The sequence below is a fragment of the Ideonella sp. genome, assembly GCF_036277275.1.
In the GTDB taxonomy this organism is placed as follows: domain Bacteria; phylum Pseudomonadota; class Gammaproteobacteria; order Burkholderiales; family Burkholderiaceae_C; genus Ideonella.
Genome location: NZ_DASUNH010000137.1, coordinates 27292 through 51957, shown reverse-complemented (window position 1 = coordinate 51957; position 24666 = coordinate 27292). Strand labels below are relative to the sequence as shown.

The window sequence follows — 24666 nt, the reverse complement described above, 5'->3', positions numbered from 1 at the left end:
CCCGCTGCCTGTCGACCAGGCTTGTCTGGGTACCTTGATCTTCGGCAAATCAGGACGCCGGGCAAGGGCGGAAAAGCAGCGCAGATGTGGCGTTGTTGTCATCCATTGGTCGCATGGGGGCTGCCGTGAACGCTGATTCAGCCGTGCAATCGCCGGCCGGAGCCGGGGCCGCCATCCCGAAAGCACAGTTCGACTGGCGCCCCCTCGCGCTGTTGCTGGCGATCGCGGCGCTGGGCCTGCCGCTGGTCGGCTCGCCCGCCACCTGGCTGACGCTCACCGTCGCCGGGCTGGCGATGGGGCTGATCGTCTTCATCATCGCTTCGGGCCTGACGCTGGTCTTCGGCCTGATGGACGTGCTGAACTTCGGCCACGGCGTGTTCATCGCGACCGGCGCCTTCGTCGCCACCAGCGTGATGGCGGGCATGGCGGACTGGACCGGCAGCGCCAGCGCCTTGCAGAACCTGGCGGCGGTGTTCGCGGCGATGCTGGCGGCGATGGCCGTGGCCGGCGCGCTCGGCTGGGCCTTCGAGCGCGTGATCGTGAGGCCGGTCTATGGCCAGCACCTGAAGCAGATCCTGATCACGATGGGCGGCATGATCGTCGGCGAAGAGCTGATCAAGGTCATCTGGGGGCCGGCGCAGATCCCGCTGCCGCTGCCCGCGAGCCTGCAGGGCTCGGTGCTGCTCGGTGAGGCGGCGATCGAGATCTACCGCCTGTTCGCCGTCGGCATCGGCCTGGCGGTGTTTGTGGCGCTGTTGTGGCTGCTGACCCGCACCAAGCTGGGCCTGCTGGTGCGCGCCGGGGTGCAGGACCGCGAGATGGTCGAGTCGCTGGGCTACCGCATCAAGCGCCTGTTCGTCGGCGTGTTCGTCGCCGGCTCGGCGCTGGCCGGGCTGGGCGGCGTGATGTGGGGGCTGTACCAGCAAAGCGTGGTGCCGCAGATCGGCGCTCAGGTCAACACGCTGATCTTCATCGTCATCATCATCGGTGGGCTCGGCTCGACGCTGGGCTGCTTCGTCGGCGCGCTGCTGGTGGGCCTGCTGGCCAACTACACCGGCTTCCTGGCGCCGAAGGTGGCGCTGTTCTCCAACATCGGGCTGATGGTCGCGGTGCTGCTGTGGCGGCCGCGGGGCCTGTATCCGGTGACGAACCGATGATCCGCCGAATCCTCTCGCACGACCTGCCGCGCAGCCGCGCCTTGAATATCGCGCTGGTGCTGGTGTTCGTGCTGCTGGCGATCGAGCCGTTCATCTTCCCTGGCGCCAAGTCGCTCAACGTGGCGGCGAAGATGCTGGTGTTCGTGCTGCTCGTGGCCAGCTACGACCTGCTGCTGGGCTACACCGGCATCGTCAGCTTCGCCCACACGATGTTCTTCGGCATCGGCGCCTACGGCGTGGCCATTGGCTGCACGCGGGGCGCCGGCGAAGAAGGCGTCGCCTGGGGCGCGGTGCTCGCTGGCCTGACGCTGGCGCTCATGTTGTCGCTGGCCCTGAGCCTGCTGATCGGCCTGTTCAGCCTGCGTGTCAAAGCGATCTTCTACGCGATGATCACGCTCGCCGTCGCCGCGGCGTTCCAGACGCTCGCTTCGCAGCTGAGTGAATTGACCGGCGGCGAGGACGGCCTGAGTTTCAAGACGCCGCTGTGGTTGTCGCCGTCGTTCGAGCCGTTCGACGAGCCGGTGATGCGCCTGATGATCGATGGCAAGGTCATCGCGTACTACCTGCTGTTCGCCGTCGTGGTGCTGTCGTTCCTGGCGCTGCTGCGCATCGTCAACTCGCCGTTCGGCCGGGTGCTGCAGGCGATCCGCGAGAACGACTTCCGGGCCGAGGCGATCGGCTACCGCACCGTCGTCTACCGCACCCTGAGCAACGTGATCTCGGCGCTGTTCGCCACGCTGGCCGGGGCTTTGCTGGCGCTGTGGCTGCGCTACACCGGCCCCGAGACCACGCTGAGCTTCGAAGTGATGCTCGACGTGCTGCTGATCGTCGTGATCGGCGGCATGGGCACGCTCTATGGCGCGGTCATCGGCACCGTGCTGTTCGTCTTCGCGCAGAACTACCTGCAAGACGCGCTGAAGCTGCTGGGCGGCGAGGGCGGCTGGGCCACCGGCGTGCCTGTCCTGTCATCCCTTGTCTCGCCCGACCGCTGGCTGTTGTGGCTGGGGCTGGGTTTCGTGCTGTGTGTCTATTACTTCCCGAGCGGCGTGGTGGGTCGTCTGCGTGCATCGGGCAATTCCCAAGGAACGAAGGGTCGCTCCCGAGTTCCTTGACCCCCTTGGGGGGCGGGCCGGGGCGAAGACCCGGTCCTGGGGGCCTTTCATCAACAACGACCCGAGGAGAGATGTCTTGAAGTTGAGTACCACTTTGCTGGCCGCCGCTGCCACGCTGGCCTGCGGTTCGGCCGCTTTCGCCGCTCCGCCCAACACACGGCCACCGGTGCTGCGCGGCCCGATCGCAGAGACCGCCTACGACGGCATCACCGACGACCTGCTGACCGCCGGCCTCGGCAAGACGGGCCTGCTCGGTGCGGCGCCAGCCTTTGTCGACCCACTGCACCCGACGCCGGCCGAGCTGCGCCGCAATGCGATCCACACCAATTACCGCGCACTGGTCGACTCGACGATCGCCGGCGGCTTCACCGTGTTCTACGGGCCGAACATCGACGTGAACGGCAATGACACGCTTGGCGAGGGCAAGATCGCCGGGCGCGAGTACATCGTCTGGGCCGATGACGGCAGCGGCCGGCAGAACGTGACGCTGATGGTGCAGGTGCCCGACAGCTTCACCCCCGACAAGGCCTGCATCGTGACCGCCACGTCGTCGGGCTCGCGCGGCATCTACGGTGCGATCGGCACCTCGGGCGATTGGGGGCTGAAGCACGGCTGTGCGGTGGCCTACGCCGACAAGGGCAACGGCAACGGCTTCCACGACCTGATGAGCAACGCGGTGACCGCGCGCGACGGCACGGTGTTCGACGCCAGCACCGACCAGTACGAACCGCTGTTCGTCGCCGCGGTCAGCGACGACGAGCGCGCCGCCTTCAACGCGGCGACACCGAACCGCGTGGCCTACAAGCACGCCCACTCGCAGCAGAACCCCGAGAAGGACTGGGGCAAGAACACGCTGGACGCGGTGCGTTTCGCGTTCTACGTGCTGAACGAGCGCTTCGGCAAACCCGACCACCACGGTGGCCACCGGGCCACGCTGAACGTGAAGAACACGCTGGTGATTGCGAGCAGCGTCTCCAACGGGGGCGGCGCCGCGCTGGCCGCGGCCGAGGCCGACACCGAAGACCTGATCGACGGGGTCGCGGTCACCGAGCCGAACGTGCAGCCCCGCTTCACCAAGAACCTGGTGATCCGCCAGGGTGCGAACACCGTCGCGACGATCGGCAAGCCGCTGGCCGACTACTTCACCTTCGCCAACGTCTACCAGCCTTGTGCGCTGCTGTCGGCCCAGGCCGGGCTGTCATTGCACGCCGCCTTCTGGCCCGCGGCCTACACCACCTCGGCACAGAACCGCTGTGCCGCGCTGGCCGCCAAGGGGCTGGTCTCCGGTGCCACGCTGGAGCAGCAGGCCGACGACGCGCTGGCGAAGATGCAGGCTTACGGCTGGCAGGCCGACAGCAACTTCCTGCAGCAGTCGCACTTCCGCTTCGCGACCAACGCGATCGCGGTGACCTACAGCAACGCCGCGGGTCGCTTCAGCGTGCTCGACAACCTCTGCGGCTTCAGCTTCGCCAACACCGACGCCAGCGGCAACGTGATCGCGCAGGTCCCCGCCGCACAGGCCGGCCTGTTCTCGACCGGCAACGGCGTGCCACCGACGAGCGGCATCAACGTCGTCTACAACGACTCGGTCGGCGGAGCCAAGCTGGACTTCCTGGCCACCTCGCCCAGCACCGGCGCCGCCGACTTCGCGCTCGATGGCGCGCTGTGCCAGCGCTCGCTGGTGACCGGCCGCGACGCAGTGACCGGCACCAAGTTGACGGGCGACATGAAGGCCCAGTCGGACCGCGTGCGCGCCGGCATCAAGGAGGCACAGCTGGGCGCCCACCTGCACAGCAAGCCGACGCTGATCGTCGCCGGCCGCAACGATGCGTTGTTGCCGATCAACCATGCGTCGCGTGCCTACTTCGCGAAGAATCAGGCCGGCGGCTACAAGGCGCGCAACACCCGCTACATCGAGGTCACCAACGCGCAGCATTTCGACTCGTTCATCGCGCTGGGCCTGCTGCTCGGCTACGACACCCGCTTCATCCCGCTGCACGTGTACTTCAATCGGGCGATGGATGCGATGTGGGCCCACTTGACGAGCGGCACGCCATTGCCGCCCAGCCAGGTCGTGCGCACGGTGCCGCGCGGCGGTGTCACCGGTGCGGCGCCGCCGCTGGCGGCCGCCAACGTGCCGCCGATCCAGGCGAGCCCGGCGGCGGGTGACGTGATCGGCTTCAGCGGCAACACGCTGTCGATCCCCGACTAAGCGCCCATTGGGAGGGCCGGCGATGACGGATTTCGAATCGCGCTACCTGGTCTGCGAGGGCCGCGAGATCCACTTCAACGAGTGGGGCGCGGCCAACGGGCCGGTGGTCATCGCCTGGCATGGGCTGGCCCGCACCGGGCGTGACATGGACGACATCGCCGCGCACCTGGTCGGCTGCGGCTACCGCGTGATCTGCCCGGACACGATCGGCCGCGGCCTGAGCGAATGGAGCCCCGTACCGGCGCACGAATACTGCCTGCGCTTTTACACGGCGCTGGCGGTGTCGCTGGTCGACCAATTGGGCGTCGAGCGTTTCGATTGGCTGGGGACGTCGATGGGCGGGGCGATCGGCTTGCGTGCCGCCGCCGGGGCGCTGCGGGGCCGCATCCGCCGGTTGCTGCTGAACGACATCGGCCCGCGCCTGGCGCCCCCGGCAGTCGACCGCATCCGCGGTTATGCCGGCAACCCGCCGGCGTTCGCCACGCTGGCCGAACTGAAAGGCTACTTTCGAACCGTCTACGCGCCCTATGGATTCCTGACCGATGCGCAGTGGCTGCGCCTGACCGAGACCTCGGCCCGGCGCCTGCCCGACGGCCGCGTGACGCCGCACTACGACCCGGCGATGGTGCAGCAGTTCATCGTTCACCCGACCGACTACGACCAGTGGCCAGCCTGGGATGCGCTGGACATCCCGGTGCTGTGTCTGCGCGGCGAATCCAGCGACCTGCTCGAACCCGAGGTCGCGCGGGCGATGCGTGAGCGTGGCCCGAAGGCCGAGGTGATCGAGATCGCCGGCTGTGGGCACGCGCCGGCCCTGAACGTGCCGGCCCATTTCGCCCTCGTCGAGCGCTTCTTCGGCGCGGCCTGACCCTGGGGCCGCGGCAGCACGGCGGCGTGCCAGGCAACCTCAGGCGCGCGGGTTGGTACCTACCGACGAGTCACTGCCGTGATTCGCACGGCGGGGCGCAACGCGGGCTTCGAGGAGCAGGCAATGAACATCACGCGCAAGCGTTTCCTGGGAGCGGTCGGCGGCGGCACGGTGGCGCTGTGGCTGCAGGGATGTGGTGGCGGGTCCGATGACGACGACAACGGTCCGCCGCAGTCCTGCGGGGCGAGCGGCACGGCGATTGCGGGCAACCACGGGCATGTGCTGACGATCCCCGCGGCGGACCTGAATTCACTGACCGACAAGACCTACAGCATCCAGGGCAGCGCCGGGCACGACCACACGGTCACTCTCACTGCCGCGCAGCTGGCTTCGCTGAAGGCCGGGCAAAACGTGGCGGTGAACTCGACCACCGTCTCGGCCCACATGCACGTCGTGACCGCCAACTGCGCCTGAGGTGGGCGCAACGTCGGCGGGCGCAACCTACAGCATGCGTTTGGCGGGGGCTTGGCGCGAGCGCAGTGCTTCCAGCGCGGCGCTCGCGTTCAGCGGCGAGGCGGCACTGGCGCCGTGGATCAGCGCGCACAGCGCGGAGCGGTCCAGCCGCGGGTCGGCTGACAGCAGCAGCGCGGCTACGCCGCTGACGTGCGCCGCGGCGATCGACGAGCCGCTCGCATAGTCGTAGCCGGTGCCGGGCTGCAAGGTCAGCACATCACGGCCGGGCGCCGCCACCACATCCGCCATGGCGGGGGCCAGCTCTCCGGCGACACCGGCCGCCAGCACGCCGGCGGTGCCGGTCGGGAAGCCGCCGCGGCGTCCGTCCGGCGGTAAGGCGCCGACGACGACGCGGCCCTGGCGCAGCAGCTCGGCCAGCAGCTTGTCGAGCAACGGGTCGCTCGGGCCACCGAGGCTCAGGTTGACGATGCGCGCGTCCGACTCCAGCACGCTGGCAAGCGCCTTGGCCAGCGTGAACGAGTTGCAGCGGGCGCTGGTGTCTGGCCGCGGGGCGGCAGTGCCGGGTGGGGTGGCTGCCGGTGCAGTATTCGCCTGGCGGGCCCAGCAGGCCTTGAAGATCTCCAGGCCGGCCTGCGGCGCGATGCCGACGATGCCTTCGCGGTTGTTGCCGACCGCGGCGATCACGCCGGCCACCTCGGTGCCATGGCGGTCGGATTCGAAGCGCTCGGCCGGTTCGCCGACCAGGTCGCGCGTGGCGACGACACGACCGAGCAGGTCGGGGTGGTTCAGCGCGGCGCCGGTGTCGACCACCGCGACGCGCACGCCGGCGCCGGTGCTGAAGCGGTGCGCCTGTGCGGCGCCGGTGTCGACGAAGCCGCGTTGCAGGTTCACGTACGGGTCGTTGTAGGGCACGTGCCCGGTGGCAGAAGCCGCCGATGCCGCGGCAGATGCCGCCGACGCGGCGGCGCGCCCGGTGGCGGCATGGGTGTCGAAGTCCTGCAGCGGCTGCGCCAGTCGCACGCGCGGGTCGGCGGCCAGCGTCGCCAGCAGCTCGGTGCGTGAACGGCCGCTCGGCAACTCGAAGACCACGCAGTGCCAACCCAGTGCGACGATCGGCCAGCCGGCCGCCTCCTTCAGGCCATGCTCGCGCGCCAGCGCCGCCAACGTGGCAGCCGCACGCCCGCCGAGCAGGTAGCGCGGCGAGGGCCCATAGCCCCCCAGGCTGCTGCCGGCCCGGCCAGCGGGGGCGGCCAGCGGGTTGTCGACCGCCAGCACGATGTAGCGCTCGCTGTCGTCACGCATCGCCGCGGCGGTGTCGGTGGCCGCCGCACCGGCCCCGCCCGGGGTGGCGCAGCCGCCCAGCATGCCAAGGGACAACCAGGCGGCCAGCGCAGCGGCGCAGGCGGCCCGCGGCAGCTTCATGGGGCCGGCCCGATCGGCTCGGCCAGACGGATGCCCGGCGAGGCGCGCAGCCGCGCCAGCGCGGTCTCGCGCGGCTGGGCCGTCGTGCCGGGCAGCGGTGCCAACGCGTAGGCGCCGCTGGCGTTGGGGCCGTTGACGACCTGCAGCTCCAGCGTCTGCAGCAGGGCCTGCCACTGCGCCAGGGTCATGGTGGCCTCGGGCAAGACGCGCCAGGCCGCGGTCGATGCAGCCGGCCCCGGCCCTTCGGAGAGGGTTTGGTACGCGACACCGTCGCCAGCCGTTCTCAATTGCAGGCTCATCACGCCCAGGCCGACGGCCTGCACCACCACCGCGGCGGCCAGCGCCCAGGTTACCCGGTGCGAGGTGCGCGACGATGCTGCGACCGCCGGTGTCGGCTGTGGCTCGTCGGCCATGTCGTCGAGCCGCGCCAGCAGCCGTTGCAGGCCGGCCTCGGTGGCGGCGTCGGTGGCCGTTTCGGCAGGCGGCGTGCCGAGCGCGTCGTGCAGGCGCTGTTGCCAGGCCAGTTCGGCGCGACAGTCTTCGCAGCCCGCCACATGGTCGGCCACCCAGCGCGCCTGCTCGGGCGTGGCGCGGCCGTTGACAACCCAGGGCAGCGCCTCCCAGGCACGCAGGTGATCGGGGCGCGGATCGCGCAGGTCGGGTTGGTCGTCGTTCACGGTACTGCTTTCGAACTTCGTTGGCCGGCCAGGTCAGGCAGCAGGTTTCGCAGCTTGACACGGGCGTGGAACATGCGCGCCTTCACGGTGCCCACGGGGCATTGCATGATGGCTGCGATGTCTTCCAGCGAGTGGCCGCCACCATAGGCCAATTCGAGCACCAGCCGCTGGTCGGTCGGCAGGCGCGCCATCGCCTTGCCCAGCCAATCGCGCAGCTCGTGCTCGGCCTGGGGGTCGGCGCTGGGATCGGCCAACTCATGTGCGGTCGGGTCGCTGGCGTCATCGTCGCCATGCCGGCGCAAGGCCTTCAGCGCGCAGCGGTAGGCGATGCCGAAGATCCAGGTCGACACGCGCGAGTCGCCGCGAAAAGAGCCGGCCTTTTGCCAGACGATCCAGAAGCAGTCGTTGATCACCTCGTCGATGACGTCGGGGCGCCGCGTGAGCCTGGACAGGAAGCGCGACAGCCGGCGGTGATAGGGCCGGTACATCTCGGCCAGCGCCGCACGGTCGCCGTCGGCCATGCGGCGCAGCAGCGAACGCTCGGTGGCGTCGTCGTCGAGGGCGGGGCTGGAGTTCATCGGCGGCGGTTCAGCATGCCGGTGAGTGCGGGGAGCGCGCCGAAAGGTTGCCGCGTCGGAAAAAATGGCGGCGGCGCCATTTTCAAGCGACAGCGGGCGGTCCCCAGGGCCGGGCCTCAGAACAGCCAGCTGACGCTGGCGGTAGCGTGCGGTTCGGCGGCGCGCTGCAGGTACATGCGCGCACTGTCGCTGGCACCCAGGTAACGCAGCGCCGCCCGCCACGGGCCTGCTTGCCAGATCAGGCCCACGTCGGCATAGGTGTACCAGAGGTCCGGCCACCAGAACAGCTCGGCCCGCCCCACGCCAGCGGCCAGTGCCAGTTGCTCGGTCAGCGGCCAGCGCAGCCCCAGGTCGATAGCCGGGTACAGGTGTTTGTCGTCCTCGCTCAGCTGCGCGGCTGACAGGTCCAGCGACCAGATGTCACGGTAGCTGGCACCGACGCCGAACTCGGTCCGATCGTAGAAACGGTAGTAGCCGCCGCCTGGGTAGCCATAGATGCCGAGCCGCGCCTGAAGCTGCCAGTTCTCGTTCGCGTTCCAGTAGGCGCTGCCGCGGGCCACGGCCAGGTAGTCGCGGGCGTGCCCGAGGGGCGCGCTCAAGGCCAGCGTGGCCGACCAATGGACGCCGTCCGACAGGGCGAGCAAGCCTTGGGCGGCCATCTCGCGCGGCCAGAGCGACACGCCGCGCTCGGTCAGGTCGCTGGCCAGCGAAACCTCGCCATCGAGCATCCAGGCTTGGGCGCTCGTGGCGCCGCCGCACAGCAGCGCGGTGATGCCGGCGAGCAGCCAACGCGTTGCAGGGCTGTCGTGCCGGCGGCAGCGGCGTACCGGCAGCAGGCCCCGCATGTTCATCCCGCCATTGCCTCGCCCAGGCGGACGGCGCCGCCCGGCGCCCACCCCGGGTTGAAGCGCAGCGGCTGGCCATCTGCGCGGCGCGGGAACAGCATCACCACCGTCGAGCCGAGCAGGAAGCGCCCCATCTCTTCGCCCTGGCGCAGCGCGATGTTCTCGTTGTGGTACGCCCATTCGCGCAGGTGGCCGGGCCGCGGCGGGTTCACCACGCCGTGCCACACGGTGGCCATGCTGCCGACGATCGTGGCACCCACCAGCACCAGCAGGAAGGGGCCGAACGCGCTGTCGAACAGGCAAACCACCCGCTCGTTGCGGGCGAACACCCCCGGCACGCCGCGGGCGGTGGTCGGGTTGACCGAGAACAGCGCCCCCGGCACATGGACCATGCGCAGCAGCCGGCCGTCGCACGGCATGTGGATGCGGTGGTAGTCGCGCGGGCTCAGGTACAGCGTGGCGAACGAGCCGCCGTGGAAATGCGCAGCCAGCGCCTGGTCGCCGCCGACCAGCGCGGCGGTGGAATAGAGGTGGCCCTTGGCCTGGAAGATCTGGTCGCCGTCTATCGGGCCGAACTGGCTGATTGCCCCATCGACCGGGCAGACCAGCGGGGCGTTGGCGATCGGCCGGGCGCCGGGCTTCAACGGCCGGGTGAAGAACGCGTTGAAGCTCTTGTAGGCCGCGATGTCCGGCTCGGCCGCTTCGGCCATGTTGACGCCGTAGTGGCCGACGAACCAGCGGATCACCGAGATCGTCAATCCACCCGCCTCGCGGCGCGCCAGGGCGCCCATCAGCGATGTCAGGGCCTGCTTGGGCAGCAGGTATTGCGGCAGCACGCGCAGGCGGTCGGACACGGCAGATGGCTGGTTGGCGGCAAGGGCCGCGATTGTAGGAGTGCGGCGAATCGATGATGTTTCCATGCGTCGGATCCCGCCATCCCGTCGATCGCGGGCACAGCCGATGCCGACAGGCGGCCAGGGATGGGCTAGGGATGGAGTCAACACCGTCGTCGCGTTAGAGTCGCTGGCATGAAGCGATGGCTCTTGGGTGTGGTCGCGGTGGTCGCTGTGCAGGTGGCTGCGGCCAAGATCGTGTCCGTGGATAGCTCTGACGTCGTCGAGAACTTGACCATCCGCTTGTCGGACGGAAGGTCTTTCCGGGCGCCGCTGACCGATGCCGAGCAAGCCGGGTTCCGGTCGGCCGCAGTCTCTTCCGATGGCCGCTACGTGGGCTGGACGGCGACGTTCGGCAACTGCTGCACTTCCTATCCCTTGCCGCTGTCCCTGGTCGTCCACGACGGCGAACGGGTGGTCCTGCTGATTCGCCGCGAGGCCGGGCCATCGATTTTCGAGTGGCGCTTCAGCCCGGACAACCGCTACGTCGTCTATGAGCAGACGATGCCCCATGGCTGGTCGCCGACCTGGTACACGCGGGTTCGCCTGGCCGACGGCCAGGTGGTTGGCCGGTTCGAGTGCGACCCGCCGGAGGACGAGGAACGGCCGCCGAAGCGGCTCGTCCGCCCGCCGACGTGGACGGGCGCTGCCGCATCGCTGTGCGTGCCCTAGCGGGCCGGGTCCGACCCACCGCTCAAGGCGGGAAGCGAGGCGGGAACAACGCTTCCCACCCCTCGTGCCCCAGGCGCTCCATCGTTTCGATGTTGCGCTCGTAGATCGCCTCGGCGTCGGGGAAGGCTTCGACGGCGCGGTCGATGCTGGCTTCGCGCAGCAGGTGCAGCGTGGGGCAGGGCGAGCGATTGGTGTAGTTCGAGATGTCGTCGGCGTCGGTGCCGGCGAATTGGAACTGCGGGTGGAAGCTGGCGATCTGCAGCGTGCCTTCGAGGCCCAACCGCTCCAGCAGATCGTCGGCGATGCCGAGGAAATCGTTGAAGTCCAGGAAATCGTGCAGCACCTGGGGGTGAATGATCAGCGTGGTGTCGGTCTGCTCAGGATCGACCATCGCCAGGTGTTGCAGTTCGTGTTCCAGCTCGGCCAGCAGCGCGTCGGTCGTGGTCGCCGGGCTCAGCACGTAGCGCACCTGGCCTTTGGCCTGCACGCTCTTGGCGAAGGGGCACAGGTTCAGCCCGATGACGGCCTTGTCCAGCCAGTCTCGGGTCGCGGCAATCGGGTCGGGTGTGCTGGCGCCAGTGCTCTCGGAGGCATTCATGAGGGCATTGTGGCGCGGTGACAATCGGTGCCATGGCAGCTGACTCTTCTTCGACCGACTCCGCGACCCACGAAGCCTTTGTGCAGGTCACGCGCCTGCTGGCCGACCTGGGCCATCCCCACCCCCCGCGCTGGCTGGACGTGCCGGCGCGCACCTGCCAGGAGGCGGCCGAGGCGCTCGGCCTGGCCACCGGGCAGATTGCCAAGAGCGTGATCTTCCGCCGCAAGACCGACGACGCGGCCGTGCTCGTCGTCGCATCGGGCGACAAGCGGGTGGACGAGAAAAAGGTGGCGGCACTGGTCGGCCCGGTCGGGCGCGCCGACGCCGAGTTCGTCAAGGCCAAGACCGGCTACTCGATTGGCGGCGTCGCGCCGGTGGGCCATGCCACGCCGCCGGTGACGCTGATCGACCGCGAGCTCTTCCGCTTCGACGAGGTCTGGGCTGCGGCCGGCCACCCGAATGGCGTGTTCCGCCTGGCGCCGGCCGACCTGGAGCGGCTGACCGGCGCGCCGGTTGCCGACGTGGTGCAACAAGGATGAACGAAGACGTGCCGTCGGGCCGGGCCGGCCCGGACCCCCTCGGGGAATCGCCAGGCGCAGCCGTCGGGCCAGGGGCTGGCGTTCCGTCGCCCTGCACCAGCGTGTGCCGCATGAGCGCCACCACTGGCTGGTGCGAGGGCTGCTTTCGCACGATCGACGAGATCATCGCCTGGAGCAAGATGGCCGACGACGGCAAACGCCGCGTCTGGCAACTGCTGCCGGCGCGGCGGCAGGCCGCGGGGCCGGCGCAGCTGAAGAAGGGCTGCTGAGCATGACCCCCATCGTCTTTCACTTCGATGTCATCTCGCCGTACGCCTACCTGGCGTTCGAACATTGGCCCGAAGCGCTCGTTGGCTGCAGCTACGTCGTTGAATACCGGCCGGTGCTGTTCGCCGGCCTGCTCAAGGCCCATGGCCACAAGGGCCCGGCCGAGATCGAGCCGAAGCGTGAGTGGACCTTCCGCCAGATCGATTGGTTGGCCAGGAAACTGGGCCTGAGCACGATGCGAATCCCCGTGCCTCACCCGTTCAATCCACTGACACTGCTGCGCCTGTCGCTGGCGTGCGGCCCGGCCGGGCGGATGCCGAACCGGCGCATCGTCGAGGCGCTGATGCGTCACGTTTGGCAGGCCGAGGGCGCCGACCCGAACGAGCCCGCCCGGTTGGCCACATTGCGGGCCAGCCTGGCGCCCGAGCGCGACCCCGACGGCCTCGAGGTCAAAGCCGAGTTGCGTGCATTGACCGATGCCGCCGTCGCCCGCGGCGTGTTCGGCGTGCCGACGTTCGAAGCGCTCGGCCGTCTCTACTGGGGCCTGGACGCATTGCCGATGCTGCGCGACGACTTGCTGGCCACACAAGCCGCCTGACACGCTGCTGGAGGCTTGACGCAGCATCGGGTGTTACCCGCGGTTGCGGTTGCAATCTCACATTGCGCAATCAAACCTCAGGGTTAGGCCTGAGTTTGTCAGTTTCGCATCAGCCAGCTGTCAGAACGAGGTCAGAGGCGGCTTCGATAGTCGCGCCATGCGCCACCGAGGTGGCGGCGCAGCGATCTCTCAGGAGACATCCATGGCAACTGCAGTGGCAACAGCGCCGATGACGAAGGAAGAGAGGAAGGTCATCTTCGCCTCTTCCCTCGGCACGGTGTTCGAGTGGTACGACTTCTATCTGTACGGCACGCTGGCCGTCATCATCGGCAACCAGTTCTTCTCAGCCCTGGACCCTGCCTCGCGCACGATCTTCTCGTTGCTGGCCTTTGCGGCCGGCTTCGTCGTGCGGCCGTTCGGCGCGATCGTGTTCGGCCGCCTGGGCGACATGATCGGCCGCAAATACACCTTCCTGGTGACGATCTTGATCATGGGCTTGTCGACCTTCATCGTCGGCGTGTTGCCCACTTACTCGTCGATTGGCGTGGCTGCCCCGATCATCCTGATCGGTTTGCGCATGCTGCAGGGCCTGGCGCTCGGCGGTGAGTACGGCGGTGCAGCCACGTACGTGGCCGAGCACTCCCCGCATGGTCGGCGCGGTGCCTACACCTCATGGATCCAGACCACGGCCACCGTGGGCCTGTTCCTGTCGCTGGTCGTGATCCTTGGCGTGCGCACGACGCTCGGCGAGAAGGACTTTGCCGACTGGGGCTGGCGCATTCCGTTCCTGGTGTCGATCTTCCTGCTCGCGATCAGCGTATGGATTCGTTTGAGCATGAACGAATCGCCCGCCTTCAAGAAGATGAAGGAAGAGGGCCGGACCTCGAAGGCGCCGCTGACCGAATCGTTCGGCCAGTGGAAGAACCTGAAGATCGTGATCCTGGCGCTGCTCGGCCTGACCGCCGGCCAGGCCGTGGTCTGGTACACGGGCCAGTTCTATGCGCTGTTCTTCCTGACCGGCGCACTGAAGGTTGACGGCGCCACCGCCAACATCCTGATCGCCGCGTCGCTGGTGATCGGCACGCCGTTCTTCATCGTGTTCGGCGCGTTGTCCGACAAGATCGGCCGCAAGCCGATCATCATGGCCGGCTGCCTGATCGCGGCGTTGACCTACTTCCCGCTGTTCAAGGCGCTGACCGAGGCCGCCAACCCTGACCTCGCCAAGGCCCAGGCCGCGAACAAGGTGGTGGTGACGGCTGATCCGAAGGAATGCTCGTTCCAGTTCAACCCGACCGGCACGGCCAAGTTCACCAGCTCGTGCGACATCGCCAAGCAGGTGCTGTCGGGCCGCTCGGTGAGCTACGAGAACGTGGCTGGCGTCGGCCCCGCCAAGATCAACATCGGCGAAACGGTGATCGAGAGCTACGCCTCCACCGGCCTGCCGGCCGAGGAAGCGAAGAAGAAGGATGGCGAGTTCAAGAAGGCCGTCGGCGACGCGCTGAAGGCCGCCGGTTACCCCGAGAAGGCCGACCCGGCGAAGATCGACAAGGTCAAGATCGTGCTGATCCTGTCGCTGCTGGTGATCTACGTGACGATGGTCTACGGCCCGATCGCCGCGATGCTGGTCGAGCTGTTCCCGACCCGTATCCGCTACACCTCGATGAGCCTGCCGTACCACATCGGCAATGGCTGGTTCGGCGGCTTCCTGCCGGCGACCGCGCTGGCCATCGTGGCGCAGACGGGCAACATGTACAACGGCCTGTGGTACCCGATCATCGTGGCCCTGATGACCTTCGTCATCGGCATGCTGTTCGTCAAGGAAACCAAGGACGTGGACATCTACGCCCGGGACTGAGGGGACCGTCAGGCCGGTGCCCGGTGAACCGGGGCCGGCCTTCGCGGGAAGACCAGATTTCGTGCAGGCTGGCTGTGGAGGGACACCACTGGCCGGACCCGGCAGGCCCGATCCCGAAGGGCCCCGCGGTCACGGCGAGGCGTCGACAAAGGCGCCAGCAACAGCAACCAAGGGCGGCCGGATGGCCGCCCTTTTTTCATGGTGCGCCCGGCACAGACGCACTCTTGCGGGTGCAGGTCCCGCCGTAAGTTGATCACAGCGAACGAAGCGAAGCGCAACTGCACGAGGGCGACCGAGTGTGGGGAGGAAGCGTGGAGCGAAGCTGCGAGTCGATGAACAAGAACCGGATAGAAGGCGCTGCCAAGCGGGGCGAGCGGGCCATGAACCGCGAAGCTCCCGTGATCAAGGCGAGGTGGCGTAGATGCGGCGGTTGTGCAGTGAAGGAGTGCGTTCTTCCCCGGGGAGATCTCGCCTCGTGGGTGAAAGCCCGACGGTGCCAGGCCGGAGCGAGAAGTCAGCAGAGGTCGTAGTAGCCGGGTAGCGGGGCCGGCCAGGCTACAAGCAGAATCTCCGGACCTCAAACTCTCGAACCGCCCGGTGCGGACCCGCATGCCGGGTGGTGCGGCAGGGGTGCCTCCCACAATGGATGCCCCCTATGCCGATCCTCGGCCGTACGTCTGGTGTCAGCCTGCACCTCTATCGTGCCGCCATCCATACCAAGGACCCGACCATGTGGAAGATCATCGCTGCCTTCGTCCTGTTTGCCGCCCTGGCCATGTACATGCTGTCCAAAGGGGGCGATGTGGACATCAGCGGCGAGAAACATGGCATCGACGAGCCTGCCGCGGCGTCGCAGGCCGCATCGGCGGCTTCGCACTGACACGCCGGCGGCCGCGCCGCTCAGCCCAGTGCGCGCTGCACGGCCTCGGCAATCGCCAGTGCTGCGGTGAGGCCCGGTGACTCGATGCCGAACAGGTTGACCAGACCGGCCACGCCGTGCACCGCAGGGCCATCGATGCGGAAATCCGCCGCCGGTTCGCCCGGGCCGCTGATCTTGGGGCGCACGCCGGCATAGCCCGGTTGCAGCGCGTCGGCCGGCAGGCCGGGCCAGTAGCGGCGCACCTCGGCATCGAAGCCGGCGCCATCGGCCGGGCCGACGCGGTAGTCGAACTCGGGCCGGGCCTGGGTGCCAGGCTCGACCCATCGAAAACTTGGCCCGAAGCGGGCCTGTCCCCCCAGGTCCAGCGTCAGGTGCACACCCAGGTGACTGCTTTCACCCGGCACCGGGTAGACCAGGTGCGAGAACGGTGCACGGCCGCCGAGCGTGAAGTAGGCCCCCCGCGCATAGTGGGGCGTCGGCACGTGGCGGGCGTCCAGCCCCTCGATCGCGCGGGCGACCTGGCAGGCCTGCAGGCCTGCAGCGTTGACGACGCGGTGCGCCATCAGGCGGGTCGCGCTGTCCCCGCCGACCTCCAGCAGCACGCCACCTGCGACCACCTGTCCGCGCAGCGCGGGTGATTGCAGCGCCAGCATCGCGCCGGCGCCCTCGGCATCGCCCAGCAGCGCCAGCATCAGGCCATGGCTGTCGACGATGCCGGTCGATGGCGACAGCAGCGCGCCGCGGCAGGCGAGCGCCGGCTCCAGCGCCTGCGCCTCGGCCGCCGACAGCCGCTGCAGGTCGTGCACGCCGTTGGCGTGGGCCTGCGCGAGCACCGCATCCAGTCGCGGTAGCTCGTCACTGCTGCAGGCCACCACCAGCTTGCCGCAGCGCCTGTGGCCCACGCCGTGGCTGGCACAGTAGTCGTAGAGCAGTTGCTTGCCGCGCACGCACAGCTGCGCGCGCAACGAACCAGTGGGGTAGTACAGGCCGGCGTGGATGACCTCGCTGTTGCGTGCGCTGGTGGCGGTGCCGAAGGCGGTTTCGCTTTCGAGGATCACCACCTCACGCCCGGCCAGCGCCAGCGCGCGTGCCACCGCGAGCCCGACGACGCCGGCGCCGATCACGACCGTGTCGATCTCGTCCATCGGCCCGATTGTGCGGCCGGTGCTGCGGCATCATGCGCATTGCAATGGCCGCCGTTCCCGAATTCGACACCGATGCACTCGAGCCGCACATGGGCCACGAGGCCCGGCGTCGGGTGGTCGTCGGGCTGGTGTTCGCCTGGCTGGTGTTCTGGGTCCTGATGGCCTGGGTCAGCGCGCAAGACCACTGGCGCAGCGGCGGCACCGCGGCCTGGCGCCCGGTCGTCAACGAGGGCACGTCGATGTTGACCGCCAGCGCGTTGCTGTTGTTGCAGTGGTGGCGCGCGCGCCAGCTGGATCGCTGGCTGGCGCATCCGTTGCAGTGGTTCGCGCGCCTGGTGGTGTGGCTGCCGCTGGTCGGGCCCTTGTTCGTCGTCCTCAACTTCAGTCTGCGCGCGATCGTGTTCGGCCTCGCCGGCCAACCCTATTCGCACGAACCGTGGGGCGAGGCGATGCTGTACGAGCTGCCGAAGTTCGTGATCTATTTCGGCCTGTTCGCCGGCGTGCAGTTCGGCGCCCGCTCCTACCGTGCCTGGCATGTCGAGCGCTTGCGGGCCGAGCGTTTGAGCGGCCTGACGCAGCAGGCCAAGCTGGCCCAGTTGACGCAGCAGCTGCAGCCGCACTTCCTGTTCAACGCACTGAACACGATCTCGGCGCTGATCCACAGCGACCCCGACCGCGCCGATGCCTTGCTGGGCCGCTTGGCCGCGTTGTTGCGTGCCGCGACCGACGCGGCGCAGCGCCCCGAGCAGTCACTGGCTGACGAGCTGGCGCTGGTGCGTGCCTATGCCGAGATCATGCTCGAGCGTTTCGGCGACCGGGCACGGATCGCCTGGCAGATCGACGAAGCGGCCTTGCGCTGCCGGGTGCCGACCCTGGCGTTGCAGGTGCTGCTGGAAAACGCCTTCAAGCACGCGGTCGAGAAACGCCGGGCGCCGACCGCGATCAGTGTCAGCGCACAGGCTGGCGCCGGGCAGTTGCGGCTGGCGGTACAAAACGACGGCGGCGCCTTGCCCCAGGCGCCGGTGGTCGGCGTCGGGCTGGGCAACCTGCGCCAGCGCCTGGCCGGCCTGCACGGCGACGCAGCCGGGCTGTCGTTGAGCCCGGTTGGCGGTGGCGGCGCCCGCGCCGAGCTGTGGTTGCCATGCGCCTGCTGATCGTCGACGACGAGGCCCCCGCGCGCGCCCGCCTGTGCCGGCTGCTGGCCACCGTCGACGGCGCGGAGGTGGTTGGCGAGGCGGTCGACGGTGAGCAGGCGCTGGCGCTGGTCGAGCGTCTGCAGCCCGATGTGTTGCTGCTGGACGTGCAGATGCCGGAACTGGACGGCCTGGCGGTGGCCGCCTCGCTGCCCGACGACGGGCCGGCGGTGATCTTCGTGACCGCCTTCGATGCTTTCGCGCTGCAGGCTTTCGATGCCAATGCAGTCGACTACTTGTTGAAGCCGGTCGCGCCCGAGCGGTTGGCGCGAGCGTTGGAGCGGGTGCAGCGGCGCACTGCCCCGCGTGGACCCGTGGCCGTGACGCAATTGCTGGTACCCACGCGCCAGGGCGTGCAGGTGCTGCGCGTGGTCGATATCCATTGGCTCGAGGCGGCGGACAACTACGTCACCTTGCACGCGTTGGGCCGCGAGTGGCTGCTGCGCCGCACCTTGGCCGGCCTGCTGGCCGACCTGGGCGACGGCTTCATCCGCGTGCACCGCAGCGCTGCCGTGGCTTGGGCCCAGGTGGCCGAGGTGCGACCGAACGACAAAGGTGATGCGCTGCTGCGCCTGCGCAACGGCACCGAGCTGGCCTGCAGCCGAGCCTACCGCGCGGCGCTGATGCAGCGGCTGGCCCAAGCCGGCGGTTGAGCTTCCCGGTCCGCCCCGGCCGGCCGGCGATTCGCCCCAATGCGCTGGCGCCGGCGTGGTCGGCTGCCTAGGCTTGGCGACATGACATCGACCCCCCACCCCGAGCGCCTGTACTTTCTCGACTGGCTGCGTGCTGCTGTCTTCGGCCTGCTGATCCTCTACCACGTGGGCATGTACTACGTGAGCTGGGACTGGCACATCAAGAGCCCACGTGCCGGCGACACCATCGAGCCGCTGATGATGCTCAGCTCGCCGTGGCGACTGGCGCTGCTGTTCCTGATTTCCGGCGCGGCCACCGCGATGATGATGCGGGCTCGGCCCGGCGGCAGCGCAGCGCGGCCCTTCGTGCGCGAGCGTTCGAAGCGACTGCTGCTGCCGCTGCTGGTGGGCATGTTCATCGTCGTGCCGCCGCAGGCCTACCTGGAGGTGGTGTCGAAGGTGGCTTATGCCGGCAGCTACCTGGATTTCATGCAGCTGTACCTGCAGGCCTACCCCGGGTTCTGCCGCGGCGATGATTGCCTGAAGCTGCCGACCTGGAACCACATGTGGTTCGTCGCCTACCTGTGGGTCTACAGCCTGGCGATGTGGGCACTGCTCAGGGCCTGGCCGGCGGCGCTGGACAGGCTGGCCGCACAGGCCGAGCGCTACCTGAAGAACGCCTGGGGCCTGTGGCTCATGCCGGTTGCGTTGTTGGCGCTGTGGCGCATGCTGCTGGTTGAGCGCTTTCCGTCGACGCACGCCCTGGTCGACGATTTCTACAACCATGCGCTGTACCTGACGGTGTTCCTGGCCGGCGCGGTGCTGGCCCGCTGGGGCGGGGGCTGGGTGTTGTTCGCGCGCTGGCGTTGGGTGATGCTGGGCCTGGCATTGCTGCTGTGGGCGGCGATCGCCAGCTACTTCACCCGCTACAGCGGCACGGAGCCGCCCGAGTGGTTGCGCCAGCTGCAGCGCGTCGGCTACGCGGCGTTGCAGTGGTCGGCCATTGTCGCTGCGCTGGGTTTTGCGTTCCGTCACTGGAACCGCGACCATCGCTGGCGCACGACGGTGGTCGAGGCCGTGTTCCCGGTCTACCTGTTGCACCAGACCGTGATCATCTTGCTTGCCTGGGGGATGCGGTCGTGGGGTCTGGCGCCGGCTGTCGAGGCGCCGCTGCTGATCGCCGGCACCGCGGTCGTCAGCGTGGCGGGGTATCTGGTGGTCGCGCGCCTGGGGCCGCTGCGCCCCTGGTTCGGGCTGGCCCCCCGGGCGCGGTCGTCCGCAGTTGTCACCGCGCCTGCCACGGCTTGACGCATACTGGGCCGATCGGCGCGCAGTGGGCGCGCGCCATCGTCATTCTGTGTGCGCCGCATGTCGAATTCCGAAACCCGCATTCCTGTCGACACCATCCGTGGCAGTCGCCGCGTCCGTCACCAACTGAAGGGTCGCCAACCCGATGATGCGGCGTGCGAAGCCGTCCGCGCACTGGTCGGCCCCGGCCCGCACGCCCGCGAACTGCTGATCGAGCACCTGCACCGGCTCAACGACGCGCAAGGCGCGTTGTTCGAAGGCATGCTGGTTGCGCTGGCTGCCGAGATGGGTTTGTCGATGGCCGAGGTGGTCGAGGTCGCGAGCTTCTACCACCACTTCCAGATCCTGCCCGATGGGGCCGAGGCGCCGGCGGTGACGCTGCGCGTGTGCGATGGCCTGGCCTGCGCGATGGCGGGCGCGGCCGGGTTGATGCAGACGTTGCACGGCGCGCTCGATGCCGGCGTGCGACTGACCCACGCGCCCTGCGTGGGCCGCTGCGAGCAGGCACCGGTCGCGGTGCTGGGCCAGCGCCCGGTGCCGCGCGCGACGGCCGACGAGGTGCGGCGCTGCCTGGCGGTCGGCGAGCACCATCATCCGTTGCCCGCCAACTCGCACGGCCGTTTCGACCCGGTCGAGCACGCGCTGGGCGAGGTGGGTGAGGGCGCCGCGGCGATCGCCCCGACCTGCGTCGGCTACGCCGCCTACCGCGCAGCCGGCGGTTACCAACTGGCGGCCGAGATCGTCAACAGTGAGCGCTCGGCCGACGAGGTGCTGGCTGCGCTGGAGCACTCGGGCCTGCGCGGCCTGGGCGGCGCGGGCTTCCCGGCGGGGCGCAAATGGCGCATCGTGCGCGGTTACGACGCACCGCGCTGGATGGCCGTCAACATCGACGAAGGTGAACCCGGCACGTTCAAGGACCGCACCTACCTTGAGCGCGACCCGCACCGCCTCCTCGAAGGTGTGCTGATCGCGGCGCAGGTGGTGGGCACCGAAGCGGTGGTGCTGTACCTGCGCGACGAATACGCCGGCTGCCGTGCGCTGCTGGAGCGCGAGTTGACGCTGCTGCAGGCCGAGCCGCCGTGCCCGCTGCCGCGCATCGAGCTGCGGCGCGGTGCCGGCGCCTACATCTGCGGCGAAGAGTCGGCGATGATCGAAAGCATCGAGGGCAAGCGCGGCGAGCCGCGCTTGCGCCCACCGTACATCGCCGAGAAGGGCCTGTTCGGCCGCCCGACGCTGGAGCACAACTTCGAGACGCTGTACTGGGTGCGCGACATCGTCGAGCGCGGGCCGCAATGGTTCACCGCATTCGGCCGCCGTGGTCGGCAGGGGCTGCGTTCGTTCAGCGTCAGCGGCCGCGTCAATCGGCCGGGGGTCAAGCTGGCACCGGCCGGCATCACGCTGCGTGAACTGATCGACGAATACTGCGGCGGCATGGCCGACGGGCACGAGCTTTACGCCTACCTGCCCGGCGGCGCATCCGGCGGCATCCTGCCGGCGTCGCTGGCCGATGTGCCGCTGGACTTCGACACCCTGCAACCGCACGGCTGCTTCATCGGCTCCGCCGCCGTGATCGTGCTGAGCCGGCACGACAAGGCCCGCGACGCGGCGTTGAACGCGATGCGCTTCTTCGCCGACGAGAGCTGCGGCCAGTGCACGCCGTGCCGCGTCGGCACCGAGAAGGCAGCGCAACTGATGCAAGCGGCTGCATGGGACCACGGCACGCTCGACGACCTGTCGGCGGTGATGGTCGACGCGTCGATCTGCGGCCTCGGCCAGGCGGCGCCGAACGTGATCAGCTGCGTGCAGCGCTACTTTGCCCACGAGGTGCAGGGATGAGCGCGGTGAACTTCACGCTGAACGGCCAGCCTTGCGAAGCACGCGAGGGTGAAACGATCCTGAAGGCCGCCGAGCGCGCCGGCGTCGCGATCCCGCGGCTTTGCTACACCGACGGCCTGCGCGCCGACGGCAACTGCCGCGCCTGCGTCGTCGAGGTGCAGGGCGAGCGCGTGCTGGCGCCGTCGTGCTGCCGCTCGGTGACACCGGGCATGGTGGTCGACACCCGAAGCGAACGCGCGCTGAAGAGTCAGCAGATGGTGCTGGAGCTGCTGCTGGCCGACATGCCCGAGGCCGGCTACCAATGGAACGATGGCGACGCGCAGCGCCCGCACGGTGAACTGAGCCAATGGGCCGAGACCCTTGGCGTGAGCGCACGACCGGCGCTTGCCGCGCTGCGCCGCGAGCAACCGGCGGCCGACGTGAGCCACCCGGCGATGGCGGTCAACCTCGATGCCTGTATCCAGTGCACCCGCTGCGTGCGCGCCTGCCGCGAGGTTCAGGTCAACGACGTGATCGGCATGCGTGGTCGCGGCGCCCGGGTGCAGGTGGTGTTCGACCTGGGCGACCCGATGGGCGACAGCTCGTGTGTGGCCTGCGGCGAGTGTGTGCAGGCCTGTCCGACCGGCGCATTGAGCGCCAAGTCGCTGATCGGCGACCAGCGGGTCGACAAGGAGGTCGAATCGGTCTGTCCTTACTGCGGTGTCGGCTGCCTGATGACCTACCAGGTCAAGGACAACCGCATCATTGCGGTGCAGGGCCGCGATGGCCCGGCCAACGCAGGCCGGCTGTGCGTGAAGGGCCGCTTCGGCTTCGACTACGTGAGCCACCCGCAGCGCCTGACGACGCCGCTGATCCGTCGGCCCGGTGTGCCCAAGGACGCCTCGGCGCAGAACCACCCGGAGCAACCCAAGCGCGACTGGCGTGAGGTGTTCCGCGAAGCGACCTGGGACGAAGCGTTGGACCTGGCGGCCAGTGGTTTGAAGCGTCTGAAAGAGCAGCACGGCCCGGCGGCGCTGGCCGGCTTCGGCTCGGCCAAGGGCAGCAACGAAGAGGCCTACCTGTTCCAGAAGCTGGTGCGCACGGGGTTCGGCAGCAACAACGTCGACCACTGCACGCGGCTGTGCCATGCCAGCAGCGTGGCGGCGCTTCTCGAAGGCGTGGGCTCGGGCGCGGTCAGCAACCCCGTCAACGATGTGCAGCACGCCGGGCTGATCCTGATCATCGGTGCGAACCCGGCGCAGAACCACCCCGTCGGCGCGACCTGGATGAAGAACGCCGCCCAGCGCGGCACGAAGATCGTGCTGGCCGACCCGCGCCGCACCGACCTGGCCCGCCATGCCTGGCGCACGCTGCAGTTCAGGCCCGACACCGATGTTGCGCTGCTGAACGCGATGCTGCACACGATCATCGAAGAGGGCCTGACCGACCCGGTTTTCATCGCCGAGCGCGTCAACCGCTTCGAAGAACTCAAGGCCAGCGTCGCGGTCTTCTCGCCGGAGCTGATGGCGCCGATCTGCGGCATCCCGGCCGAGACGATCCGCGAGGTCGCGCGCGCCTATGCGACCAGCCCGGCCTCGATGATCCTGTGGGGCATGGGCATCAGCCAGCACGTGCATGGCACCGACAACGCACGCTGCCTGATCGCGCTGGCCAGCATCACCGGCCAGATCGGCAAGCCCGGCAGCGGTCTGCACCCCTTGCGTGGCCAGAACAACGTGCAGGGCGCGAGCGACGCGGGGCTGATCCCGATGATGTTCCCGAACTACCAGCGCGTCAGCAACGCCGAGGCGCACGCGTGGTTCGAGGACTTCTGGGGCGTGACGCTCGACGACCGGCCCGGCCTGACGGTGGTCGAGATCCTGCACCATGCGCTGAAGGCGCAGGACGACCCGAGGAAGATCCGCGGCATGTATGTGATGGGCGAGAACCCGGCCATGAGCGACCCGGACCTCGCCCATGCGCGCGCCGGTCTAGCCAACCTCGACCACCTGGTCGTGCAGGACTTGTTCCTCACCGAGACCGCGTGGCTGGCCGACGTGGTGCTGCCGGCCAGCGCCTGGCCCGAGAAGACCGGCACGGTGACAAACACCGACCGCATGGTGCAGATGGGCCGCCGCGCGCTCGACCTGCCGGGGAACGCAAAGCCCGACCTGTGGATCATCCAGCAGATCGCCGCCCGCATGGGCCTGCCCTGGGCATACGACGGTCCCGAGAGCGGCGTCGCCGCGGTCTATGAGGAAATGCGCCAGGCGATGCACGGTGTGATCGCCGGTGTCAGCTGGGAGCGGCTGGAGCGCGAGCACAGCGTGACCTACCCGTGCCTGAGCGAAGACGACCCGGGCCAGCCGATCGTCTTCCACGACCACTTCGCGACCGACGATGGCCGCGTGCACCTGGTGCCCACCCAGATCGTGCCGGCCAACGAGCAGCCCGATGCCGACTACCCCTTCGTGCTGATCACCGGCCGCCAGCTGGAGCACTGGCACACCGGCAGCATGACGCGGCGAACCGAGGTGCTCGACGCGCTGGAGCCCGCGCCCACCGCCAGCCTGCACGGGCAGGACCTGCAGCGCCTAGGCCTGGCACCCGGCGACTGGCTGCAGGTGGCGTCACGCCGTGGCAGCGTCAAGCTGCAGGCCCGGCGCGACGATGGCACGCCGATCGGCGCGGTCTTCATCCCGTTCGCGTTCGCCGAAGCCGCCGCCAACCTGCTGACCAACCCCGCGCTGGACCCGTTCGGCAAGATCCCGGAGTTCAAATACTGCGCGGTGAATGTGGCCCCCACGGCCCCCTGCCAGGGGCCTGCCTTGCAGGCCGCGCCGAGCCAGAGGCTCGGCCCTTCGCCAGGCGTGATCAGTCCTCAGGACTGATCACGTCCAAGCGAAGCCCCGCAAGGGGGCTCGCG

Annotated in this window: 23 protein-coding genes; 16 read left to right on the top strand and 7 right to left on the bottom strand. The window is 69.1% G+C overall.

The features are described from left to right. The first annotated feature begins 173 nt into the window (after positions 1 to 173). The 5 genes from VFY73_RS23700 to VFY73_RS23680 all read left to right on the top strand — a co-directional run bounded on the left by VFY73_RS23700 (position 174) and on the right by VFY73_RS23680 (position 5823). A complete protein-coding gene (locus VFY73_RS23700; RefSeq protein WP_329723649.1) occupies positions 174 to 1157 on the top strand; it encodes a branched-chain amino acid ABC transporter permease in 984 nt (327 codons plus the stop codon). Beyond that, positions 1154 to 2269 carry a branched-chain amino acid ABC transporter permease gene (locus VFY73_RS23695; protein ID WP_329723458.1) on the top strand — a complete coding sequence of 372 codons (1116 nt, stop codon included), beginning with the start codon at positions 1154 to 1156 and terminating at the stop codon, positions 2267 to 2269. Before VFY73_RS23700 ends, VFY73_RS23695 begins: the two co-directional genes overlap by 4 nt. A 76-nt stretch (positions 2270 to 2345) precedes the next feature. Further along, on the top strand, positions 2346 to 4481 hold the full coding sequence (locus tag VFY73_RS23690) for a D-(-)-3-hydroxybutyrate oligomer hydrolase (RefSeq protein WP_329723456.1): 2136 nt from the start codon (positions 2346 to 2348) through the stop codon (positions 4479 to 4481). Between the two features lie 22 nt (positions 4482 to 4503). Further along, positions 4504 to 5349, top strand: coding sequence for an alpha/beta hydrolase (locus VFY73_RS23685; protein ID WP_329723454.1), 846 nt, complete (start codon positions 4504 to 4506; stop codon positions 5347 to 5349). A 123-nt stretch (positions 5350 to 5472) separates the two neighbouring features. Continuing rightward, a complete protein-coding gene (locus VFY73_RS23680; protein ID WP_329723452.1) occupies positions 5473 to 5823 on the top strand; it encodes a hypothetical protein in 351 nt (116 codons plus the stop codon). A 27-nt stretch (positions 5824 to 5850) separates the two neighbouring features. Here VFY73_RS23680 and VFY73_RS23675 read toward each other — a convergent pair whose 3' ends face one another. From VFY73_RS23675 to asd, 5 genes are all read right to left on the bottom strand, one after another. Then, a complete protein-coding gene (locus VFY73_RS23675; RefSeq protein WP_329723451.1) occupies positions 5851 to 7245 on the bottom strand; it encodes a S8 family serine peptidase in 1395 nt (464 codons plus the stop codon). Further along, the gene (locus tag VFY73_RS23670; protein WP_329723449.1) at positions 7242 to 7922 is read right to left on the bottom strand and encodes a zf-HC2 domain-containing protein; all 681 of its coding nucleotides are present in this window, start codon (positions 7920 to 7922) and stop codon (positions 7242 to 7244) included. Before VFY73_RS23670 ends, VFY73_RS23675 begins: the two co-directional genes overlap by 4 nt. Next, positions 7919 to 8500, bottom strand: coding sequence for an RNA polymerase sigma factor (locus VFY73_RS23665; RefSeq protein ID WP_329723447.1), 582 nt, complete (start codon positions 8498 to 8500; stop codon positions 7919 to 7921). The genes VFY73_RS23670 and VFY73_RS23665 overlap by 4 nt, the downstream gene beginning before the upstream one ends. Positions 8501 to 8616: 116 nt before the next feature. Next, entirely contained in the window at positions 8617 to 9345 is a 729-nt protein-coding gene (locus tag VFY73_RS23660) for a hypothetical protein (protein WP_329723446.1), read from the bottom strand. A gap of 2 nt (positions 9346 to 9347) precedes the next feature. Next, positions 9348 to 10199, bottom strand: coding sequence for an archaetidylserine decarboxylase (gene asd, locus VFY73_RS23655; RefSeq protein ID WP_329723444.1), 852 nt, complete (start codon positions 10197 to 10199; stop codon positions 9348 to 9350). A 174-nt stretch (positions 10200 to 10373) separates the two neighbouring features. Between asd and VFY73_RS23650 the strand changes: the two genes are divergently transcribed. Beyond that, positions 10374 to 10910, top strand: a complete 537-nt coding sequence (locus VFY73_RS23650; RefSeq protein WP_329723442.1) for a hypothetical protein — start codon at positions 10374 to 10376, stop codon at positions 10908 to 10910. 22 nt (positions 10911 to 10932) lie between these two features. Here VFY73_RS23650 and VFY73_RS23645 read toward each other — a convergent pair whose 3' ends face one another. Beyond that, entirely contained in the window at positions 10933 to 11508 is a 576-nt protein-coding gene (locus VFY73_RS23645; protein ID WP_329723440.1) for a DUF1415 domain-containing protein, read from the bottom strand. 32 nt (positions 11509 to 11540) lie between these two features. Here VFY73_RS23645 and VFY73_RS23640 point away from each other — a divergent pair, with 32 nt between their 5' ends. The 5 genes from VFY73_RS23640 (at position 11541) to VFY73_RS23620 (ending at position 15647) form a co-directional block, all read left to right on the top strand. Continuing rightward, positions 11541 to 12047 (top strand): YbaK/EbsC family protein, encoded by a 507-nt coding sequence (locus VFY73_RS23640; protein ID WP_329723438.1) that lies wholly within the window; start codon positions 11541 to 11543, stop codon positions 12045 to 12047. Next, the gene (locus VFY73_RS30465) at positions 12044 to 12316 is read left to right on the top strand and encodes a DUF1289 domain-containing protein (protein WP_414654517.1); all 273 of its coding nucleotides are present in this window, start codon (positions 12044 to 12046) and stop codon (positions 12314 to 12316) included. The genes VFY73_RS23640 and VFY73_RS30465 overlap by 4 nt, the downstream gene beginning before the upstream one ends. Before the next feature lie 2 nt (positions 12317 to 12318). Next, positions 12319 to 12912, top strand: coding sequence for a 2-hydroxychromene-2-carboxylate isomerase (locus tag VFY73_RS23630; RefSeq protein WP_329723434.1), 594 nt, complete (start codon positions 12319 to 12321; stop codon positions 12910 to 12912). A 202-nt stretch (positions 12913 to 13114) separates the two neighbouring features. Then, positions 13115 to 14767 carry an MFS transporter gene (locus VFY73_RS23625; RefSeq protein ID WP_329723432.1) on the top strand — a complete coding sequence of 551 codons (1653 nt, stop codon included), beginning with the start codon at positions 13115 to 13117 and terminating at the stop codon, positions 14765 to 14767. A gap of 655 nt (positions 14768 to 15422) precedes the next feature. Further along, positions 15423 to 15647 (top strand): hypothetical protein, encoded by a 225-nt coding sequence (locus tag VFY73_RS23620; protein WP_329723430.1) that lies wholly within the window; start codon positions 15423 to 15425, stop codon positions 15645 to 15647. 20 nt (positions 15648 to 15667) lie between these two features. Here VFY73_RS23620 and VFY73_RS23615 read toward each other — a convergent pair whose 3' ends face one another. After that, the gene (locus VFY73_RS23615; RefSeq protein ID WP_329723428.1) at positions 15668 to 16792 is read right to left on the bottom strand and encodes an NAD(P)/FAD-dependent oxidoreductase; all 1125 of its coding nucleotides are present in this window, start codon (positions 16790 to 16792) and stop codon (positions 15668 to 15670) included. Between the two features lie 44 nt (positions 16793 to 16836). Between VFY73_RS23615 and VFY73_RS23610 the strand changes: the two genes are divergently transcribed. The 5 genes from VFY73_RS23610 to fdhF all read left to right on the top strand — a co-directional run bounded on the left by VFY73_RS23610 (position 16837) and on the right by fdhF (position 24631). Further along, entirely contained in the window at positions 16837 to 17946 is a 1110-nt protein-coding gene (locus tag VFY73_RS23610; RefSeq protein WP_329723426.1) for a sensor histidine kinase, read from the top strand. Beyond that, entirely contained in the window at positions 17934 to 18638 is a 705-nt protein-coding gene (locus tag VFY73_RS23605; RefSeq protein WP_329723424.1) for a LytTR family DNA-binding domain-containing protein, read from the top strand. Before VFY73_RS23610 ends, VFY73_RS23605 begins: the two co-directional genes overlap by 13 nt. An 81-nt stretch (positions 18639 to 18719) precedes the next feature. Next, positions 18720 to 19925: an acyltransferase gene (locus VFY73_RS23600; protein WP_329723422.1), complete on the top strand. Its 1206-nt coding sequence runs from the start codon at positions 18720 to 18722 to the stop codon at positions 19923 to 19925. A gap of 60 nt (positions 19926 to 19985) precedes the next feature. Further along, positions 19986 to 21761, top strand: coding sequence for an NADH-ubiquinone oxidoreductase-F iron-sulfur binding region domain-containing protein (locus VFY73_RS23595; RefSeq protein ID WP_329723420.1), 1776 nt, complete (start codon positions 19986 to 19988; stop codon positions 21759 to 21761). Beyond that, on the top strand, positions 21758 to 24631 hold the full coding sequence (fdhF, locus tag VFY73_RS23590) for a formate dehydrogenase subunit alpha (RefSeq protein WP_329723418.1): 2874 nt from the start codon (positions 21758 to 21760) through the stop codon (positions 24629 to 24631). The genes VFY73_RS23595 and fdhF overlap by 4 nt, the downstream gene beginning before the upstream one ends. Positions 24632 to 24666 lie beyond the last annotated feature (35 nt).